This window comes from Streptomyces sp. ITFR-6 (genome assembly GCF_031844725.1).
Lineage (GTDB): Bacteria > Actinomycetota > Actinomycetes > Streptomycetales > Streptomycetaceae > Streptomyces.
Genome location: NZ_CP134612.1, coordinates 1,952,888 through 1,970,928 on the forward strand (window position 1 = coordinate 1,952,888; position 18,041 = coordinate 1,970,928).

Genomic DNA, 18,041 nt, shown 5'->3' on the forward strand with positions numbered 1-18,041 from the left:
CCTCAGGCTTCGCGCCTCAGCTCTTGTCGTCGTCGGTCAGGGAGTCCTTGACGCCCTCGGCATGCCCCTTGGCATCGCCCACGGCGCCCTTGGCCTTGCCCTTCGCCTGGTCCGTCTTGCCCTCGGTCTCCATGCGGCGGTCACCGGTCATCTTGCCCATGGCCTCCTTGGCCTTACCGGCGATCTTGTCCTTCGCGCCCTTGTCGGTCATGGCTACTCCTCGGTTGGAAGGGAAATGGGGGCGGGGGCTCAGGCGCTTTCGGCCTGGAACATCCACGCGTGCTTCTCAAGATCAGCGGTCAGCGTGATCAGGATGTCCTGGCTGACCGGGTCGGGGTCGCCGGTCAGCTCGATCCGCTCCCGCATCCGGCCGATGACCACGCCCAGGGCGTCGACCAGCGTGCGTACCGCGTCCACGTCCTTGACCCAGCCCTCCGGGACGGAGTCGATGGCCGTGGTCCGGGCGATCGTCCCCGACCGCCCGTCCGGATTGACGCCGAGCGCGGAGGCCCGTTCGGCAACCGTGTCGGAGTGCTGGCGGGCGGTGTCGACGACCTCGTCGAGCTGAAGGTGCACAGACCTGAAGCGCGGCCCCACCACGTTCCAGTGGACCTGCTTGGCGACCAGGGAGAGGTCGACGAGGTCCACCAGCGCGCCCTGGAGCGCACCGCCGACAGACTTGAGGTCGGCCTCGGACAGCGGGCTCTTCACCACAGACATGCACGTCTCCGATCTGTATCCGTTCAGTTCAGCACCATCCACGATGGCACAAACGAAGCGAAACGGTCATTCGGGGGAATCTCTGGACGAGATCGCCCCCCGGTCTCACAGAGAGCGCCTTCCCGGCATCGCGCGGACGACACACGGAAACGGACCACACACAGAAACCCCGGTCCGCCCCCTGAGGGGAGGACCGGGGTTCCGGATTCACACCGAACCGAGCGGGTCAGGCGGCGACGACATCCACCGCTTCCGCAGGCGCCTTGATGGTCACCCGTCCCGTCGGTACACCAGCCACCGACGAAACAGAGACGGAATTGAGCCTGGGCCGCACCGGTACGGGTACCGGATCGCCGGCTGCTGCCGACTCGGCCAGTTCAGCCAGTGACAGATCATCGCTCACTTCACGCATGAGCTCGGACATCCGTACGTCAAGCGCGTCGCAAATGGCGGAGAGCAGTTCGGAGGATGCCTCCTTCTGCCCCCGCTCCACCTCGGAGAGATAGCCGAGCGAAACTCGGGCGGACGAGGAGACTTCGCGCAGAGTACGGCCTTGGCGCTGGCGCTGCCGACGCAGCACGTCACCAAGCAGGCGACGGAGCAAAATCATCGGTGGCTCCCTCCTCGGACCGCGTAGCCGCATCCTTCACGCCCCACCGTACCGCCTAGCGCCGCGGCCGTGCGGGGAGCGATGTCGTGTTCACTCAGGGCTGCAAACATCAATTCCCCCCGATCTGTTCCGTATCCTGTGCGCTCGCGTACCCGCCGAGTTCGCCGGAGAGCAGATCGAGCACGCTCCGTACGCTCTCATTACGAATGTCCGCTCGTCCGCCGTTCAACCTCAGTGTGGCCACTTTCGCCTCGCCGTCAGGCCCGCAGGCTGCGACGAAGACCGTTCCCACCGGCCGGCCGTCCTGCGGCTCGGGGCCCGCTACTCCGGTGGTGGCCAAGCCCCAGTCCGCGCCCAGTACCCGGCGTACTCCCGCCGCCATCTGGCGGGCCACTTCGGCGTCCACCGCACCGCGTGACGCGAGAAGGGCTGGATCCACACCCAGGACTTCACTCTTGAGGGGGGTCGCGTAGGCCGTCACGGACCCGCGGAAAGACCGCGAGGCACCGGGTACGGACGTCAACTCCGCAGCGACCAGGCCGCCGGTCAGCGACTCCGCCACAGCCAGCGTCTCGCCCCGCTCGACGAGCAGTCGCAGCACCCGGGCCGCGGCTGTCACCGCTCGGCCTCCGCCGCACCACGGGCCCCTGAGGCCCCGGAGACCCGGTCTGAGGCGCCGGAGACCCGCTCCGCGCCCTCGCTGCTCCCGGGCGCCTCCGCAGCCGCCTCGACGGCCTCCTGTGCCGCCGCGGACCGTTCCGCCGCGAGCCCCTGGCGACGCAGCACAATGGCCTGGCGCACATAGTCCAGACCGGTGACGACCGTCAGCACGACGGCCACCGCTATCACCCAGAACCGCAGCGTCGCCAGCGGCCCGGTCAGCGCCAGGACGTACATCCCGACCGCCGTTCCCTGCGCCAGCGTCTTCATCTTCCCGCCGCGGCTGGCCGGGATCACCCCGTGGCGGATCACCCAGAACCGCAGCACGGTGATGCCGAGCTCCCGGAAGAGGATCACGCCCGTGACCCACCAGGGCAGATCGCCCAGGTACGACAGGCAGATCAGCGCAGCGCCCATGATCGCCTTGTCCGCGATCGGGTCGGCGATCTTCCCGAAGTCGGTGACCAGGTTGTACGTACGCGCCAGATGCCCGTCGAACAGGTCGGTGATCATCGCGATGGCGAAGGCCGCCCAGGCGAAGGAGCGCCAGGCCGGGTCGTATCCGCCGTTGTGGAGCAGCAGCATGACGAAGCCGGGGACCAGCACCAGCCGCGCCATGGTGAGGAGATTCGCGATGTTCCACAGGCTCGCCTGATTGACGGCCGCAGTGCCCAGCTTCCCGCCGCGGACCGGCGTAGCGCCGGAGCCCCCTGTCGCGGATGCCGGCGCTCCGGTCATCTGGCCACCTCCGCAAGCTCACGGCATTCCGCCACCAGGTCGACGCCCTCGGTGCCCACTGCCTTTGCCTCGACCATACGGCCAGGGACGAGTCCCTCGCGTGCCGTGAAGAGCACTTGGCCGTCCGTTTCCGGGGCCTGGTGCGCCGCGCGGCCCACGGCGCGTGACTCGTCCTCGGTCGCCTCGACCGATTCCACGAGCACCTGGAGCGTCTCCCCGACACGTTCCTCCGCCCGCTGGGAGGTCAGCTCCTCGGCCAGCTGCGAGATGTGCGCGAGCCGTTCCGCGATGATGTCGGCGTCCAGCTTGTTGCCGTAGCCGACCGCCTCCGTGCCGTCCTCGTCGGAGTAGCCGAAGACGCCGATGGCGTCGAGGCGCGCACCGGTGAGGAACCGTTCCAGCTCAGCCAGGTCCGCCTCGGTCTCGCCGGGGAAGCCCACGATGAAGTTGGAGCGCGCACCGGCGTGCGGCGCCTTGCTCCGGATGGTGTCCAGAAGTTCGAGGAAGCTGTCGGTGTCCCCGAACCTGCGCATCGCCCGCAGCACGCCGGGGGCCGAGTGCTGGAAGGAGAGGTCGAAGTACGGCGCGACCTTCGGCGTCGAGGTCAGCACGTCGATGAGGCCGGGCCGCATCTCGGCGGGCTGCAGATAGCTGACCCGGATGCGCTCGATCCCGTCGACGCCCGCGAGCTCCGGCAGCAGCGTCTCCAGCAGCCGGATGTCACCGAGGTCCTTGCCGTACGAGGTGTTGTTCTCGGAGACCAGCATGACCTCCTTCACCCCCTGCTCGGCCAGCCACCTGGTCTCGCCCAGGACGTCCGAGGGGCGGCGCGAGATGAAGGAGCCGCGGAAGGACGGGATGGCGCAGAAGGAGCACCGGCGGTCGCAGCCGGAGGCCAGCTTCACCGAGGCGACCGGGCTGGTGCCCAGCCTGCGGCGCAGGGGTGCCCGGGGTCCGGAGACCGGGGCGATGCCCTCCGGGAGATCGGCGGGGGCCGGTGCGGCCTCCTGGGCGTGGCCGGGCAGGGCGACGGTGGCGTCCTGGCGCTCGGCCGGGCTGACCGGCAGGAGCTTTCGGCGGTCGCGCGGGGTGTGGGAGGCGTGGATGCCTCCGTTGAGGATGGTCTGGAGGCGGTCCGAGATGTCTGCGTAGTCGTCGAATCCGAGGACTCCGTCCGCTTCCGGCAGGGCCTCTGCGAGGTCCTTGCCGTAGCGCTCGGCCATGCAGCCGACGGCGACGACGGCCTGGGTGCGGCCGTGGTCCTTCAGATCATTGGCTTCGAGCAGGGCATCGACGGAGTCCTTCTTGGCGGCCTCGACGAATCCACAGGTGTTGACCACGGCGACATCGGCATCGGAGGCATCCTCGACGAGCTCCCAGCCGTCCGCTGCCAAGCGGCCTGCGAGCTCCTCCGAGTCCACCTCGTTACGGGCGCAGCCAAGAGTGACAAGGGCGACGGTACGGCGTTCGGGCATGGGCTCAAGACTACTTTGTCCCGGCACTGGCCCCCGCGTGCAGGTTCCTCGGTCACAGGGAGTGACAGAGCGGCGAGCGCCCGGCCTGGTGGCCGGGCGCTCGCCGCAGTGTGTGAGCCGTGGAGTACGGGTCAGCCGACCTCGGGGTCACCCTTGGTGTACGAGAGCCGCTCGACCTGACCGGGCTGGAACTGGTCCTCGACCTTCTTGCCGTTGACGAAGAGCTCGACAGAACCCGCGTCACCGAGGACGAGGTCGACCCGCTCCTTGTCCTGGAACGTCTTGGACTGGCCCTGCTGGAGCAGCCCGTCGAAGAGCAGCCGGCCGTTGTGGTCCTTGGCGGAGATCCAGCTCTTGCCCTGACTGGCGCTGAGCTTGACCGTCACCTTGTCCTGCGGCGCCGCGGCAATGGCGCTGTCGGAGGGGGCCGGCTTGGGATCGGCGGGCTTGCTGCTCGCCGGCTTGGGGGTGATCTTGTCGGACGTCGGGCCTTCGGCGACCCGGCCGGCGGTCGAGGGCTCGTCACCGCCCTTGAAGAAGGTGAAGCCGACGAACCCCACCACGGCGACGATGGCCGCGACCATGGCCGCGGTCCAGTTGGGCCGCCGGGGTTCGGAACGGATCCGCTCGGCTTCGAACAGCGGAGCCGCCGGGGTGGGCGAGGGACGGCCGCCGTGCTCGCCGTCGAACTGCGAGACCAGCGGTTCCGGATCGATGGAGACGGCGCGTGCCAGCGTACGGATGTGGCCGCGCGCGTACACCTCGCCGCCGCAGCGGGAGAAGTCGTCGTCCTCGATCGCGTGCACGATGGGGATGCGCACCCGGGTGGACGTGCTGACCTCTTCGACCGTGAGGCCTTCGGCGATTCGAGCCTGCTGGAGCACTCGACCGATCGAAGGCCGGTCGTCTTCGGGGGAGTTGCCGATGGACACGGGGGCGCCTTTCGAGCGTGAGCCACCTGCTGGATGTTCAGTCTAGGGGGGTTAGGAAAGGGTGGGGCAACCGGGAGGGAGCACTTTGTACGCCATCAGATTCGAACAGACTCCGATGCGCCGGACCGCCCCCCGGAAGGACACTCTGCCGTCCCTCCCTTCAACTTGACGTACGACCCGGCGAAACGGTTGCCCGCAAAACCCTCACGAACCAAAACCCGCACGGGTCAAAGCCCTCACGAACCGGATTCCCCGCGGATCAGCGCCAACACCCCGTCGAGCTCGTCCGGCTTCACCATGACGTCGCGCGCCTTGGATCCCTCGCTGGGTCCGACGATGTTCCGGGACTCCATGAGGTCCATCAGCCGGCCGGCCTTGGCGAAGCCCACCCGCAGCTTGCGCTGGAGCATCGAGGTGGATCCGAACTGGGTGGAGACGACCAGTTCGGCAGCCTGGCAGAGCAGATCCAGGTCGTCGCCGATGTCCTCGTCGATCTCCTTCTTCTGCTTCGTGCCGACCACCACGTCCTCGCGGAACACCGGGGCCATCTGGTCCTTGCAGTGCTGGACCACCGCGGCGACCTCGTCCTCCGTGACGAAGGCGCCCTGCATCCGGGTCGGTTTGTTCGCCCCCATCGGCAGGAACAGTCCGTCACCCTTTCCGATGAGCTTCTCGGCTCCGGGCTGGTCGAGGATGACCCGGCTGTCGGCGAGGGACGAGGTCGCGAAGGCGAGTCTGGAGGGCACGTTCGCCTTGATCAGACCGGTGACGACGTCCACGGAGGGCCGCTGGGTGGCGAGCACCAGATGGATACCGGCGGCGCGGGCCAGCTGGGTGATGCGGACGATCGAGTCCTCGACATCGCGCGGGGCGACCATCATCAGGTCGGCCAGCTCGTCGACGATCACCAGCAGATACGGGTACGGCGAGAGCTCCCGTTCGCTGCCCTCGGGCGTCTTGAGCTTTCCGGTACGCACCGCGTGGTTGAAGTCGTCGATGTGCCGGTACCCGAACGCGGCGAGGTCGTCGTAGCGCAGATCCATCTCGCGCACGACCCACTGAAGGGCCTCCGCGGCCTTCTTCGGGTTGGTGATGATCGGCGTGATCAGGTGCGGAATGCCCTCGTACGCGGTCAGCTCGACGCGCTTGGGGTCGACCAGGACCATACGGACGTCCTCCGGGGTCGCCCTTATCATCACCGAGGTGATCAGGCAGTTGATGCAGGAGGACTTTCCGGAACCGGTCGCACCGGCCACCAGGACGTGCGGCATCTTCGCCAGGTTGGCCATCTCGTAGCCGCCCTCGACGTTCTTGCCGAGCGCGACGAGCATGGGGTGGTCGTCCTCGGCCGCGTCCGCGAGACGGAGCACGTCTCCGAGGTTGACCATCTCGCGGTCGCTGTTGGGGATCTCGATGCCGACCGCCGACTTCCCCGGGATCGGGGAGATGATCCGGACGTCGGGGCTGGCGACGGCGTACGCGATGTTCTTGGCGAGCGCCGTGATCCGCTCGACCTTCACGGCCGGGCCGAGCTCCACCTCGTACCGCGTCACCGTCGGCCCGCGGGTGAAGCCGGTGACGGCCGCGTCGACCTTGAACTCGGTGAAGACGTTGGTCAGTGACGCGACGATCGCGTCGTTGGCGGCGCTGCGGGTCTTGCCGGGGCCGCCGCGCTCCAGCAGATCGAGCGAGGGCAGCGAGTACGTGATGTCGCCGGACAGCTGGAGCTGCTCGGCGCGGGCCGGCAGCCCCTGCGGCTCCGGGCGCTCGGGCACCGGCTTGGTCAGGTCGGGTACGCCGCCGGAGGGCGAGGACGCCTTCTCGCCGGGCCGCCGGGCGGGCTCCGCCTCTCCCCTGGCCCCCGGTACCGGGGTGCCGGGGCGCTCGCGGTCCACGGAGACGCCCTGGGTGAGGTCGGCGACGACGGGCGAGGGCGGCATGCCGTTGAGCACGGCTCCGTCGAGCGCTGCTGCGGCGGCGGCCGCGACGTCGACCGCGTCCATGGTGCGGTTCATCGCGGGCTGTACGGAGGGCCTGCGCGGCCGGCCGCGGCGCTTGGCGAGTGCCTCGGCCTCGACGCGGTCGGTGTCGTACACATCCTCGGACGCCTCGGGGGCCTCAGAACGCCGGAAGGAGCGCCGGGAGCGGGCGGGCAGCGCCTCGCGCCACTGCTCGCCGTACCGCTCGTCGTCGCTCCCGTCCTCCGCCTCCGGGCCGTCCAAGGGGTCGACGATCCCGAGCCGGACGCCGAGCAGCCGCAGCCGCTGCGGGATGGCGTTCACCGGGGTCGCCGTGACCACCAGCAGGCCGAAGACGGTGAGCAGCAGGAGCAGCGGGACGGCGAGCACCTCGCCCATGGTGAAGATCAGCGGTTTGGACGCGGCCCAGCCGATCAGCCCGCCCGCGTCCTGCATGGCCTCCGTGCCGTCCTCGCGCCCGGGTGATCCGCAGGCGATGTGGACCTGGCCGAGCACCCCGACGACGAGCGCGGACAGTCCGATGACGATCCGGCCGTTGGCCTCTGGCTTCTCCGGATAGAGGATCAGCCGTACCGCGATGGCGCCCAGCAGTATCGGCACCAGCAGGTCGAGCCGACCGAAGGCGCCGGTGACGAGCATCTCGACGAGATCACCGACGGGACCGCGCAGATTCGACCAGGTGCCGGCGGCGACGATCAGCGCGAGGCCGAGGAGCAGCAGCGCGACACCGTCCTTGCGGTGCGCGGGGTCGAGCCCCTTGGCGCCACGCCCTATGCCGCGGAACATCGCGCCGATGGCGTGGGCCGCGCCGAGCCAGACCGCGCGCACCAGGCGGTACACACCGCCGGTGGGTGAGGGCGCCGGTCTGGGCGCGGCCGCTTTCTTGGCCACCGCCTTCTTCGCGGGGGCCTTCCTGGGGGGCGCGCTCTTCTTGGCAGCCGCCTTCTTCGCGGGCGCGGCTTTCTTCGCCGGACCCGGGCCACCGCCGACGCGCTTCGCGGTGCCCGCCGTGCCCTGGGAACCCTTGCCGGACGTACGTGAGGCCATGGGCCGAGGTTACCGTTGTCCGCGGTGGTGAACACGTGCGCGGGCCCGTTCACCCGACCGTGTCGTCCTGCGGAGGACGCGAACTGACGCGCCCTCACCCGCTCCGCACCCCGCGTGGACCGCCGACCGGCCCGCCCCGCCGGGCACTTGTCGCAGCCGGGACCCGAAGGCACCTGCCGGGAAAGGGCGGTACGGGCCGTGGCCCGACGCGCTACGAGGTGAGCGGGGCGGGTCCGCCGTTGGTGCCGGGCTCCAGGGCGTCCAGCGCCCGGCGCAGCCCGGTCAGTTTCCGTTCGAGATGGGCGGCGGTGGCCACCGCTCCGGCGTCCGCCGACTCGTCGTCGAGCTGCTTGGACAGCGCCTCGGCCTGCTCCTCGACGGCCGCGAGCCGTGCGGAGAGTTCGGCCAGCAGCCCGGCGGGCTCCTTCTCGTGGTTCGCACCCGCGGGCACGCCCCCTTCGAGCTGGAGCCGCAGCAGCGCGGCCTGCTCGCGGAGCTGGCAGTTCTTCATGTACAGCTCGACGAAGACCGAGACCTTCGCCCGCAGCACCCACGGGTCGAACGGCTTCGAGATGTAGTCCACCGCGCCGGCCGCATAACCCCGGAAGGTGTGATGCGGACCATGATTGATCGCGGTGAGGAAGATGATCGGGATGTCCCGTGTCCGTTCCCGCCGCTTGATGTGCGCGGCGGTTTCGAAACCGTCCATGCCCGGCATCTGCACATCCAGCAGAATGACCGCAAAGTCGTCCGTGAGCAGCGCTTTGAGCGCTTCCTCCCCTGACGATGCCCGCACCAGTGTCTGATCGAGCGCAGAGAGGATGGCCTCCAGCGCCAGCAGATTCTCCGGCCGGTCATCGACCAGGAGGATCTTGGCCTTCGGCACCATGGCCCGTCCTCCTCGCCCCGGAATTGCACCGGGCGCCGCCCCAGGGGACGACTCCCTTACGCCGTCCGTCCTTGTGCCGGTCATGGTAGCCGCACCCCGCCCGTCACCACACCCTGTCACCGCGATGTCACTGTGCACATACCAGAAACGCGGTGAGAGACCAAAAGGTTCCCCGGATACCGCATTCCCACACCACTTCGGACACACTCGATCAACAAATCATCATTGATTCGCTCAATCGACGATCACTCTCCGCGCATCCAACCCTCCATGACGGAAAGAAGATGATCAGGATCGACCGGCTTGGTGACGTAGTCGGAGGCTCCCGACTCGATCGCCTTCTCCCGGTCGCCCTTCATCGCCTTGGCCGTCAGCGCGACGATCGGCAGCCCGGCGAACTGCGGCATCCTGCGGATCGCCGAGGTCGTCGCGTAACCGTCCATCTCCGGCATCATGATGTCCATCAGTACGACCGTCACATCGTCGTGCTGCTCAAGGACTTCGATCCCCTCGCGCCCGTTCTCCGCGTACAGAACGGCCAGTCCGTGCTGCTCCAGCACGGAGGTGAGCGCGAAGACGTTCCTGATGTCGTCGTCGACGATCAGCACCTTCTCGCCGTTGAACCGGAACGTCCTGCGGACCTCTGGCTCCTCCTGGACCGCGGGCGTCCAGGACTCCTGCGGAGCGCTCCTGGGCGCCTGGGGGGCCGCGGGGGCCTCCGGCAGTGCGGGCTGCTGCCCGGAGCCGCCCAGCGCCTTGCGGCGGCGCCTGAACAGCCCTGCGGCGCCACTCTGGTCGTGGCCGCCGCCCTGCTGGCCCATCTCCCGTCCGAAGTCCTGGAAACCCTCTCCGAGCCCCTGGCCGGCCTCGGGCAGCCGCCCGCTCTCGACCCCGGCACCATGCGTCTCGATGGGGCCGGGGCCGATCTGCGGGTAACCCTGCGGCGGGAGTTCGCTCGGGTGCAGCGGCAGGTACAGCGTGAAGGTCGAGCCCCGGCCGGGCTCGCTCGCCGCGTGGATCTCGCCGCCCAGCAGCCGGGCGATCTCCCGGCTGATGGAGAGGCCCAGGCCCGTACCGCCGTACTTGCGGCTGGTCGTGCCGTCCGCCTGCTTGAACGCCTCGAAGATCACCAGCATCTTGCTGGAGGCGATCCCGATACCGGTGTCGGTCACCGAGAACGCGATCAGATCGGCATCGGCGTCACGCAGCGAACCGGCCTCCAGCAACTGTTCCCGGATGGCGTTCGGCACCTCCGCCCCCGCATGCCGGATCACCAGCTCGACCGCACCGCTGTCGGTGAACTTCACCGCGTTGGAAAGGAGGTTGCGCAACACCTGGAGCAGCCGCTGCTCGTCGGTGTGCAGCGTCGCCGGAAGTTCCGGCGACACCCTGACGGAGAAGTCCAGCCCCTTCTCCGCGGTGAGCGGGCGGAATGTCGCCTCCACGTAATCGACCAGCTGGACCAGCGCGATCCGGGTCGGGCTGACATCCATCTTGCCCGCCTCGACCTTCGACAGATCAAGGATGTCGTTGATCAGCTGGAGCAGGTCGGATCCGGCGCCGTGGATCGTCTCGGCGAATTCCACCTGCTTCGGTGACAGGTTGCCCTCGGCGTTGTCCGCCAGCAATTTGGCCAGAATGAGCAGCGAATTGAGTGGCGTACGCAGCTCGTGCGACATGTTCGCCAGGAACTCCGACTTGTAGCGCATCGAGACCGCGAGCTGCTCGGCGCGCTCCTCCAGGACCTGCCGCGCCTCCTCGATCTCGGTGTTCTTGACCTCGATGTCGCGGTTCTGCTGGGCGAGCAGCTCGGCCTTCTCCTCCAGTTCCGCGTTGGACGCCTGGAGGGCCTTCTGCCGGTTCTCCAACTCCTGTGAGCGGTCCCGCAATTGCTCGGTCAGTTCCTGCGACTGTTCCAGCAGTTTCTCGGTGGTCGTATTGACGCTGATGGTGTTGACGCTCGTGGCGATCATCTCCGCGAGCTGGTTGAGGAAGTCCCGCTGGATATGGGTGAACGGCTGGAAGGAGGCCAGTTCGATCACTCCGAGGACCTTCCCCTCGAAGAGCACCGGCAGCACGATCACATGCGCGGGCGGCGCCTCACCGAGGCCGGAGGAGATCTTCAGGTAACCCGGCGGAACGTTGTCCACCTGAATCGTCCGCTTCTCCTCCGCGGCCGTGCCGATGAGCGTCTCGCCGGGCCGGAAGGACGTCGGCATGGAGCCTGCGGAGTAGCCGTAGCTGCCCCGCATCCGGAGCACGTACGCCCCCTCCTTGTCGCCCTCCGCGCCCAGCGCGTCGGTGTCGCCGGTGGCCATGGCCAGGAAGAACGCGCCGTGCTGGGCGGAGACGACCGGGGTCAGCTCGCTCATGATCAGCGAGGCCACGTCGTCGAGATCGCGCCGCCCCTGCATCAGGCCGGAGATCCGGGCGAGGTTGCCCTTGAGCCAGTCCTGCTCCTTGTTGGTCGCCGTGGTGTCACGCAGGTTGGCGATCATCGTGTTGATGTTGCCCTGCAGCGCCTGGATCTCGCCGGCCGCGTCCACGTCGATCTTCAGGTTGAGATCGCCGCGGGTCACCGCGGTGGCCACGGCCGCGATGGCGCGCACCTGACGGGTGAGGTTTCCGGCCATCTCGTTCACCGACTCGGTGAGGTCGCGCCAGGTGCCGTCGACACCCCGGACACGGGCCTGGCCGCCCAGCTGCCCCTCGGTACCCACCTCCCGGGCCACCCGGGTCACCTGCTCCGCGAAGGAGGACAGCTGGTCCACCATCGTGTTGATGGTGTTCTTGAGCTCCTGGATCTCGCCGCGGGCATCGATGTCGATCTTCTTGGTGAGATCGCCCTTCGCGATGGCCGTGGTGACGGTGGCGATCTGGCGCACCTGACCGGTCAGATTGGACGCCATCGAGTTCACGGACTCGGTGAGGTCCTTCCAGGTACCCGCGACCCCGGGAACCCGCGCCTGTCCGCCCAGTTCGCCTTCGGTACCCACCTCGCGGGCGACCCGGGTCACCTCGTCCGCGAACGAGGACAGCGTCGTCACCATCGTGTTGACGGTGTCCGCCAGTTCGGCCACCTCGCCGCGTGCCTCGACGGTGACCTTCTTCGTCAGGTCACCGTTGGCGACGGCGGACGAGACCCGGGAGATGTTCCGCACCTGACTGGTCAGGTTGTTGGCCATCAGGTTGACGTTCTCGCTGAGGTCCTTCCAGATGCCCGTGGCACCGCGCACCCGCGCCTGGCCACCGAGGATGCCCTCGGTACCCACCTCACGGGCGACCCGCGTCACCTCGTCACCGAAGTTCATCAGCTGGTCGACCATCGTGTTGACGGTCGTGACCAGTTCGAGGATCTCGCCCTTGGCGTCGACAGTGATCTTCTTGGAGAGGTCTCCCTTGGCCACCGCGGTGGTGACCTCCGCGATGTTGCGGACCTGGAGGGTCAGGTTGTTCGCCATGCCGTTGACGGACTGCGTGAGGTCCTTCCACGTACCGGACACGCCCTGCACCTCGGCCTGGCCGCCGAGAATGCCCTCCGTGCCCACCTCACGGGCGACCCTGGTCACCTGCTCCGCGAAGTTCGACAGCTGGTCGACCATGGTGTTGAGGGTGTTCTTGAGCTCCAGGATCTCGCCACGCGCGTCCACGTCGATCTTCTGCGACAGGTCACCGCGCGCCACCGCCGTGGCGACCTGCGCGATGTTACGGACCTGAGCGGTGAGGTTCCCCGCCATGCCGTTCACCGAGTCGGTCAGATCGCGCCACACACCGGCCACGCCGGGCACCTGCGCCTGACCGCCGAGCCGCCCGTCGGTGCCCACCTCGCGGGCCACCCGGGTCACCTGCTCGGCGAAGGCGGAGAGCTGGTCGACCATCGTGTTGATGGTGTTCTTCAGCTCCAGGATCTCGCCGCGCGCGTCCACGTCGATCTTCTGCGACAGGTCGCCCCGCGCCACCGCCGTGGTCACCTGGGCGATCTGGCGCACCTGGGAGGTCAGGTTCCCCGCCATGAAGTTGACGGAGTCGGTGAGCTCCTTCCACGTACCGGAGACACCGTCGACGCGCGCCTGACCGCCGAGGCGGCCCTCGGTGCCCACGTCCCGCGCCATCCGCGTCACCTGGTCCGCGAACGACGACAGCTGCGCCACCATGGTGTTCACGGTGTTCTTCAGTTCGAGCATCTCGCCCGCGACATCGACCGTGACCTTCTGCGACAGGTCACCGTTGGCGACCGCCGTCGTCACCTGCGCGATGTCCCGCACCTGGCCCGTCAGGTTCCGGAACGCCGTGTTCACGGAGTCCGTGAGGTCCTTCCAGGTACCGGCCGCGCCGGGCACCTCCGCCTGGCCGCCCAGCCGGCCCTCGACGCCGACCTCCCGGGCCACCCGGGTCACCTCGGAGCCGAACGACTGGAGCTGGTCGACCATGGTGTTGACGGTGTTCTTGAGTTCGAGCATCTCGCCGGCCACGTCGACGGTGACCTTCTGCGTCATGTCGCCGCTGGCCACCGCCGTGGTCACCTGCGCGATGTCCCGCACCTGGGTCGTCAGGTTGCGGAAGACGGTGTTCACCGAGTCGGTGAGGTCCTTCCACGTCCCCGCGGCACCCGGCACCTGCGCCTGTCCGCCCAGCACACCGCCGCCGCCGACCTCGCTGGCCACCCGGGTGACCTCGTCCGCGAAGGTGCGCAGCGTCTCGGTCATCTGGTTGATGGTCTCCGCGAGCTGGGCGACCTCGCCGCGCGCACTCACCCGGACCTTCTGCGACAGGTCGCCGTTGGCGACCGCCGTCGTCACCTCCGCGATGCCGCGCACCTGGGAGGTGAGGTTGCCCGCCATCGTGTTGACGGAGTCGGTGAGGTCCTTCCACACCCCGGCCACGCCCGGCACGGTCGCCTGCCCGCCCAGCTCGCCCTCCGTACCGACCTCACGGGCGACCCTGGTCACCTCTGAGGAGAACGACGACAGCTGGTCGACCATCGTGTTCACGGTGTTCTTCAGCTGAGCCATCTCGCCCGCCACATGGACGGTGACCTTCCGGGACAGGTCTCCCTTGGCGACCGCCGTCGTCACCAGGGCGATGTCGCGCACCTGCGCGGTCAGCCGGAAGGCCATGGTGTTCACGGAGTCCGTGAGGTCCTTCCAGGACCCGGACATGCCGCGCACCTGGGCCTGTCCGCCCAGCTTGCCCTCTGTCCCCACCTCGACCGCGACCCGCGTCACCTGCTCGGTGAACGCCGACAGCTGGTCGACGAGGTTGTTGACCGTACGGGCAACCTTCAGGAACTCGCCCCGCAGCGGCCGTACCGTCTCGTCGGTGGAGTGCGACCGGAGCTCCATCCGCTGCCCGAGGTCACCGTCGGCCACCGCCGACAGCACCCGTCCGACCTCGGACACGGGGCGCGCGAGGTCGTCGACGAGCTCATTGGAGGCGTCGATCGCGGCGGCCCAGGCCCCTTCGCAGGCGCCGGTCTCCAGCCGCTCGGTGAGCTTGCCCTCCCGTCCGACCACCCGCCGTACCCGGGCGAGCTCACCCGTGAGGTGGACATTGCGGTCGGCGACCTCGTTGAAGACGGCGGCGACCTCCGCCATCACACCGTCACCGGAGACGGTCAGGCGCCTGCGGAAGTTGCCGTCACGCATGGCCACCAGACCGGCCAGCAGTCTGTTGAGCGCTGCGGCGTCGACTTCGATGGTTCCATTGCGCTGCTTCTTCACGGACTGTCCGCCTCTAGTGCGCGTGCCTGTTCCCCGCGCCGCCACGCCAGACTCCACCGTGTCCCTCCCGCAGGGTTGACCGTATCGCTCGGGTCTTCTCTGGGAGCTTGCCCAGATCCTCAATGGCTCACCGCCACAGCACACCGTTGACGGGTGACTATGCAGACGTCAAATCGTTGAAACCTACCAGGCCGGAACCGGTCGGGGTGGAACGTCCCATGGTTGTCCCACATCCCTTCTTCGGGAAGCCCACACTTGCCCGGTCACAGGCCCGTATCCCTCCGTCCTCGCCCCAAGTCTGCCCTCGTGTACCCGGTACCCGAGGGGAGCGTCTAGCCTGGCAAGCGAATCGAAGCGGCTAGAAACGGGCACAGGACTCGGGGAAGCGACGAGACACCATATGGGGAGTGCTGTGATCACGGCGCGCGCGGCTGCCACCTTCGACCCGGTCGGGCGCTCCGTCGCGACCGCCCGCGCCTTTGTCCGCGACACCCTCCAGGGGTGGGGATACACCGACGTCGTCGACGATGCCGTCGTCCTCACCAGCGAGCTGGTCACCAATGCCGTGGTCCACGCGGGCACCGCGGCGGACGTGCTGTGCCTTCGTACGGAGGACGGCGTCCGGGTCGAGATCTCGGACCACTATCCGGAACGGGAGATCCCGCTGCAGTCCGCGGGCCCCGATTTCGGCAGCCCGGACCGCGAGGGCGGCCGGGGGCTGCTCCTGTGCGCCGCGCTCGCCTCGCGCTGGGGCGTCGAGTACTCCCCCGCGCACAAGCACGTCTGGTTCCAGCTCGACCTCCCCGACCGCCCGGTGGGCATCCGCTCCGCGGGCCCGCTGCTCCCCGTCGACCTGCTCCCGGTCACCGACGAACGCGTCCGGGTCGCCGTCGTCCAGATCGACAGCGTCGGCGCCATCGCCGCGTGGAACGACGACGCCGCGTATCTGTTCGGATACACCGTCGAGCAGGTCATCGGCAAGCAGCTCACCGACCTCACCGCCTGGCCGCAGACTCCCGGAACCAACACCGGTATCGCCGACGCGCTCCGCCTCTCCCGCTGGGAGGGCAGCTACGGCATCCGGGGCGCCGACGGCCGCACCATCCCGGTCTACGGCTCCCACCTGCGCGTACGGGACACCCGGGGCGAGCCCTCGACGGTCTGTCTGCTGGTCCGCGACTACGAGCGGGCCGTGCTCCAGTCACCGGTACGCACCCCCGTCACCGACAACGGCACGGAGAGCCGCAAGACGGACCCCTTCGAGGTCTTCATCGGCTCCCCCGCCCCCGACGACCTCGACGGACTGCTCCAGCGCACCGTCGAGCGGGCCCGCGACATGCTCGACGCCGACGCCGCGTTCCTGCTGCTGGCCACGGACGACGAGACCGAGCTGGAGGTGCGGGCCACGACCGGCCTCCCCTCGGCCCGCCAGCGCTTCGCCCGCGTCCCCGTGGAGGCAGGCACCGGACGGTACGGCTCGGCCCGCATGCCCGCGGTCCACGAGGACCTCGACGCCGTTCCGGGCGCCGTCCCGCTGCTGGGCAACACCGGTATGCGTTCGGTGGTCACCGTCCCGCTGAAGGTCGAGGGCCGTCTGACGGGCTCCCTGGGCGTCGCGGCGGAGGCCGCGGGTCGGTACTCGAACGAGGAGGCCCTGCGCCTCCAGTTCGCGGCCGACCGCATCGCCCTGGCCGTCGAGTCGGCCCGCCTGGGCGAACTGGAACGGCTGAGACGCGGCTCGCTCTCCTTCCTCGTCGAGGCCTCGGACCTGCTGGCAGGCACGCTCGACCGGGACCAGACCCTGGCGCTGATGGCTCAGATGACGGTCCCCACCCTGGCCACCTGGTGCGCCGTCTACACGATCGCCGACCAGTCCTCCGACCCGTACCTCTCGTACGTGCTGCACGAGGACGAGGAGCTCATCGACGGCCTCAAGGCCCTCCTCTCCAAGATCGCCCCGCCGGATCCGGTGCCGGCCCCCGGCGCCCGCTCCTGGGCGGCCCCCTCCGAGGCGGCCCATCAGGCGGCCCTGCGCACTTCGATGCGGAGTATCGGCCTCGGTGACGCGGGCAGCCTGGGCGCGGGTATCCGTACGACGCTCGCGACGGCGGCCGCGGTGGGCGGGGAGACGGTGGTCCTTCCGCTCGTCGCCCGCAACCGGGTCATCGGCATGCTCACGCTCGGCAAACCGTCCGACGACCATTTCCGCCAGGAGATCCTGGAACTGGCCGAGGACCTGTCCCGCCGGGCCGCCCTGGCGCTCGACAACGCCCGCCTCTACTCGGAGCGCATGGCGATCAGCCAGTCCCTGCAGCGCAGCCTGCTGCCGCCGGGGCTGCCGGATGTGCCCAATGTCGAGATCGAGGTCATCTACCGGGCAGCCGGCGAGGGCAACGAGGTGGGCGGCGACTTCTACGACGTCTTCCCGATCCGGGACGGCGCCTACGGGTTCGCCATCGGCGACGTCTGCGGCACGGGCCCCGAGGCCGCGGCCGTGACGGGGCTGGCCCGCCACGCCCTGCGCCTGCTGGCCCGCGAGGGCTTCGGCGGCCCCGCCGTCCTGGAGCGGCTGAACGCCGCCATCCTCGACGAGGGCGCCCGCAGCCGCTTCCTGACCCTGCTGTACGGCGAGCTGTGGCCCCAGGAGGACGGCAGCGCGCTGCTGAAGGTGGTCTGTGCGGGGCATCCGCTGCCGCTGCGCCTGCGCCAGGACGGCTCGGTCGAGGCCGCGGCCGAGCCCCAGCCGTTGCTGGGCGTCATCGAGGATCTGGAGCTGTACGAGCAGACGGTGACGCTCGATCCCGGCGACGTCCTGCTGTGCGTGACCGACGGTGTCACCGAACGCCGTGAGGGCACCCGCATGCTCGGCGACGACGGACTGGCGGACGTACTGGCCACTTGTACGGGCCTGACGGCCGGCGCGGTGGCGGCACGCATTCTGCGGGCGGTCGAGCGGTTCGCGGCGGACCCCGCCTCGGACGACATGGCCATCCTGGCGATGCGCGTCCCGGAGCCGCAGGCGGGTTAGGCCCCGCCTGCGGGGCCGGTGTGCGACACCAGGGCGTCGATGAGCCGGGGCCAGAGCTCGCGGGGGCGGTCGTGGCCCATGTCGGGGATCATCGGGAGTTCGGCACCGGGCACCAGTTCCGCGGTGCGCTTCCCGCCGCTGGGGTCGATCAATGTGTCGTCGAGGCCGTGGATCACCAATGTGGTGGGCGGAGGAGATACGCGTAAAAGCCGCCACTTCATGGCAGAGCGTGACGCTCGAATA

Annotated in this window: 10 protein-coding genes and 2 pseudogenes; 1 reads left to right on the forward strand and 11 read right to left on the reverse strand. The window is 69.1% G+C overall.

The features are described 5' to 3' along the window. Positions 1-16: 16 nt before the first annotated feature. From RLT59_RS08680 to RLT59_RS08725, 10 genes and pseudogenes are all read right to left on the reverse strand, one after another. On the reverse strand, positions 17-211 hold the full coding sequence (locus tag RLT59_RS08680; RefSeq protein ID WP_311302881.1) for a CsbD family protein: 195 nt from the start codon (positions 209-211) through the stop codon (positions 17-19). 38 nt (positions 212-249) lie between these two features. Then, complete coding sequence (locus RLT59_RS08685) at positions 250-720, reverse strand: Dps family protein (RefSeq protein ID WP_073737761.1); 471 nt, start codon at positions 718-720, stop codon at positions 250-252. A gap of 226 nt (positions 721-946) precedes the next feature. Continuing rightward, positions 947-1,330, reverse strand: a complete 384-nt coding sequence (locus RLT59_RS08690) for a helix-turn-helix domain-containing protein (protein ID WP_024492760.1) — start codon at positions 1,328-1,330, stop codon at positions 947-949. Positions 1,331-1,439: 109 nt separating this feature from the next. Further along, positions 1,440-1,949: a CinA family protein gene (locus RLT59_RS08695; protein WP_311302882.1), complete on the reverse strand. Its 510-nt coding sequence runs from the start codon at positions 1,947-1,949 to the stop codon at positions 1,440-1,442. Continuing rightward, on the reverse strand, positions 1,946-2,728 hold the full coding sequence (gene pgsA / locus RLT59_RS08700; RefSeq protein ID WP_311302883.1) for a CDP-diacylglycerol--glycerol-3-phosphate 3-phosphatidyltransferase: 783 nt from the start codon (positions 2,726-2,728) through the stop codon (positions 1,946-1,948). Before pgsA ends, RLT59_RS08695 begins: the two co-directional genes overlap by 4 nt. Continuing rightward, positions 2,725-4,203: a 30S ribosomal protein S12 methylthiotransferase RimO gene (rimO, locus tag RLT59_RS08705; RefSeq protein ID WP_311302884.1), complete on the reverse strand. Its 1,479-nt coding sequence runs from the start codon at positions 4,201-4,203 to the stop codon at positions 2,725-2,727. The genes pgsA and rimO overlap by 4 nt, the downstream gene beginning before the upstream one ends. Positions 4,204-4,334: 131 nt before the next feature. Beyond that, positions 4,335-5,135 carry a helix-turn-helix domain-containing protein gene (locus RLT59_RS08710; RefSeq protein WP_311302885.1) on the reverse strand — a complete coding sequence of 267 codons (801 nt, stop codon included), beginning with the start codon at positions 5,133-5,135 and terminating at the stop codon, positions 4,335-4,337. A gap of 236 nt (positions 5,136-5,371) precedes the next feature. After that, positions 5,372-8,214: pseudogene (locus tag RLT59_RS08715) on the reverse strand (DNA translocase FtsK). Between the two features lie 158 nt (positions 8,215-8,372). Then, positions 8,373-9,050 carry a response regulator gene (locus RLT59_RS08720; RefSeq protein ID WP_024494564.1) on the reverse strand — a complete coding sequence of 226 codons (678 nt, stop codon included), beginning with the start codon at positions 9,048-9,050 and terminating at the stop codon, positions 8,373-8,375. A gap of 245 nt (positions 9,051-9,295) precedes the next feature. Beyond that, entirely contained in the window at positions 9,296-14,770 is a 5,475-nt protein-coding gene (locus RLT59_RS08725) for a HAMP domain-containing protein (RefSeq protein WP_311302886.1), read from the reverse strand. A gap of 400 nt (positions 14,771-15,170) precedes the next feature. On the opposite strand from RLT59_RS08725, the gene RLT59_RS08730 reads away from it, so the two are divergent. Beyond that, the gene (locus RLT59_RS08730) at positions 15,171-17,798 is read left to right on the forward strand and encodes a SpoIIE family protein phosphatase (protein WP_311302887.1); all 2,628 of its coding nucleotides are present in this window, start codon (positions 15,171-15,173) and stop codon (positions 17,796-17,798) included. On the opposite strand, the pseudogene RLT59_RS08735 reads toward RLT59_RS08730, so the two are convergent. Beyond that, positions 17,795-17,980: pseudogene (locus RLT59_RS08735) on the reverse strand (alpha/beta fold hydrolase); the annotation flags it as partial. The gene RLT59_RS08730 and the pseudogene RLT59_RS08735 sit on opposite strands and share 4 nt — an antisense overlap. Positions 17,981-18,041: the final 61 nt, after the last annotated feature.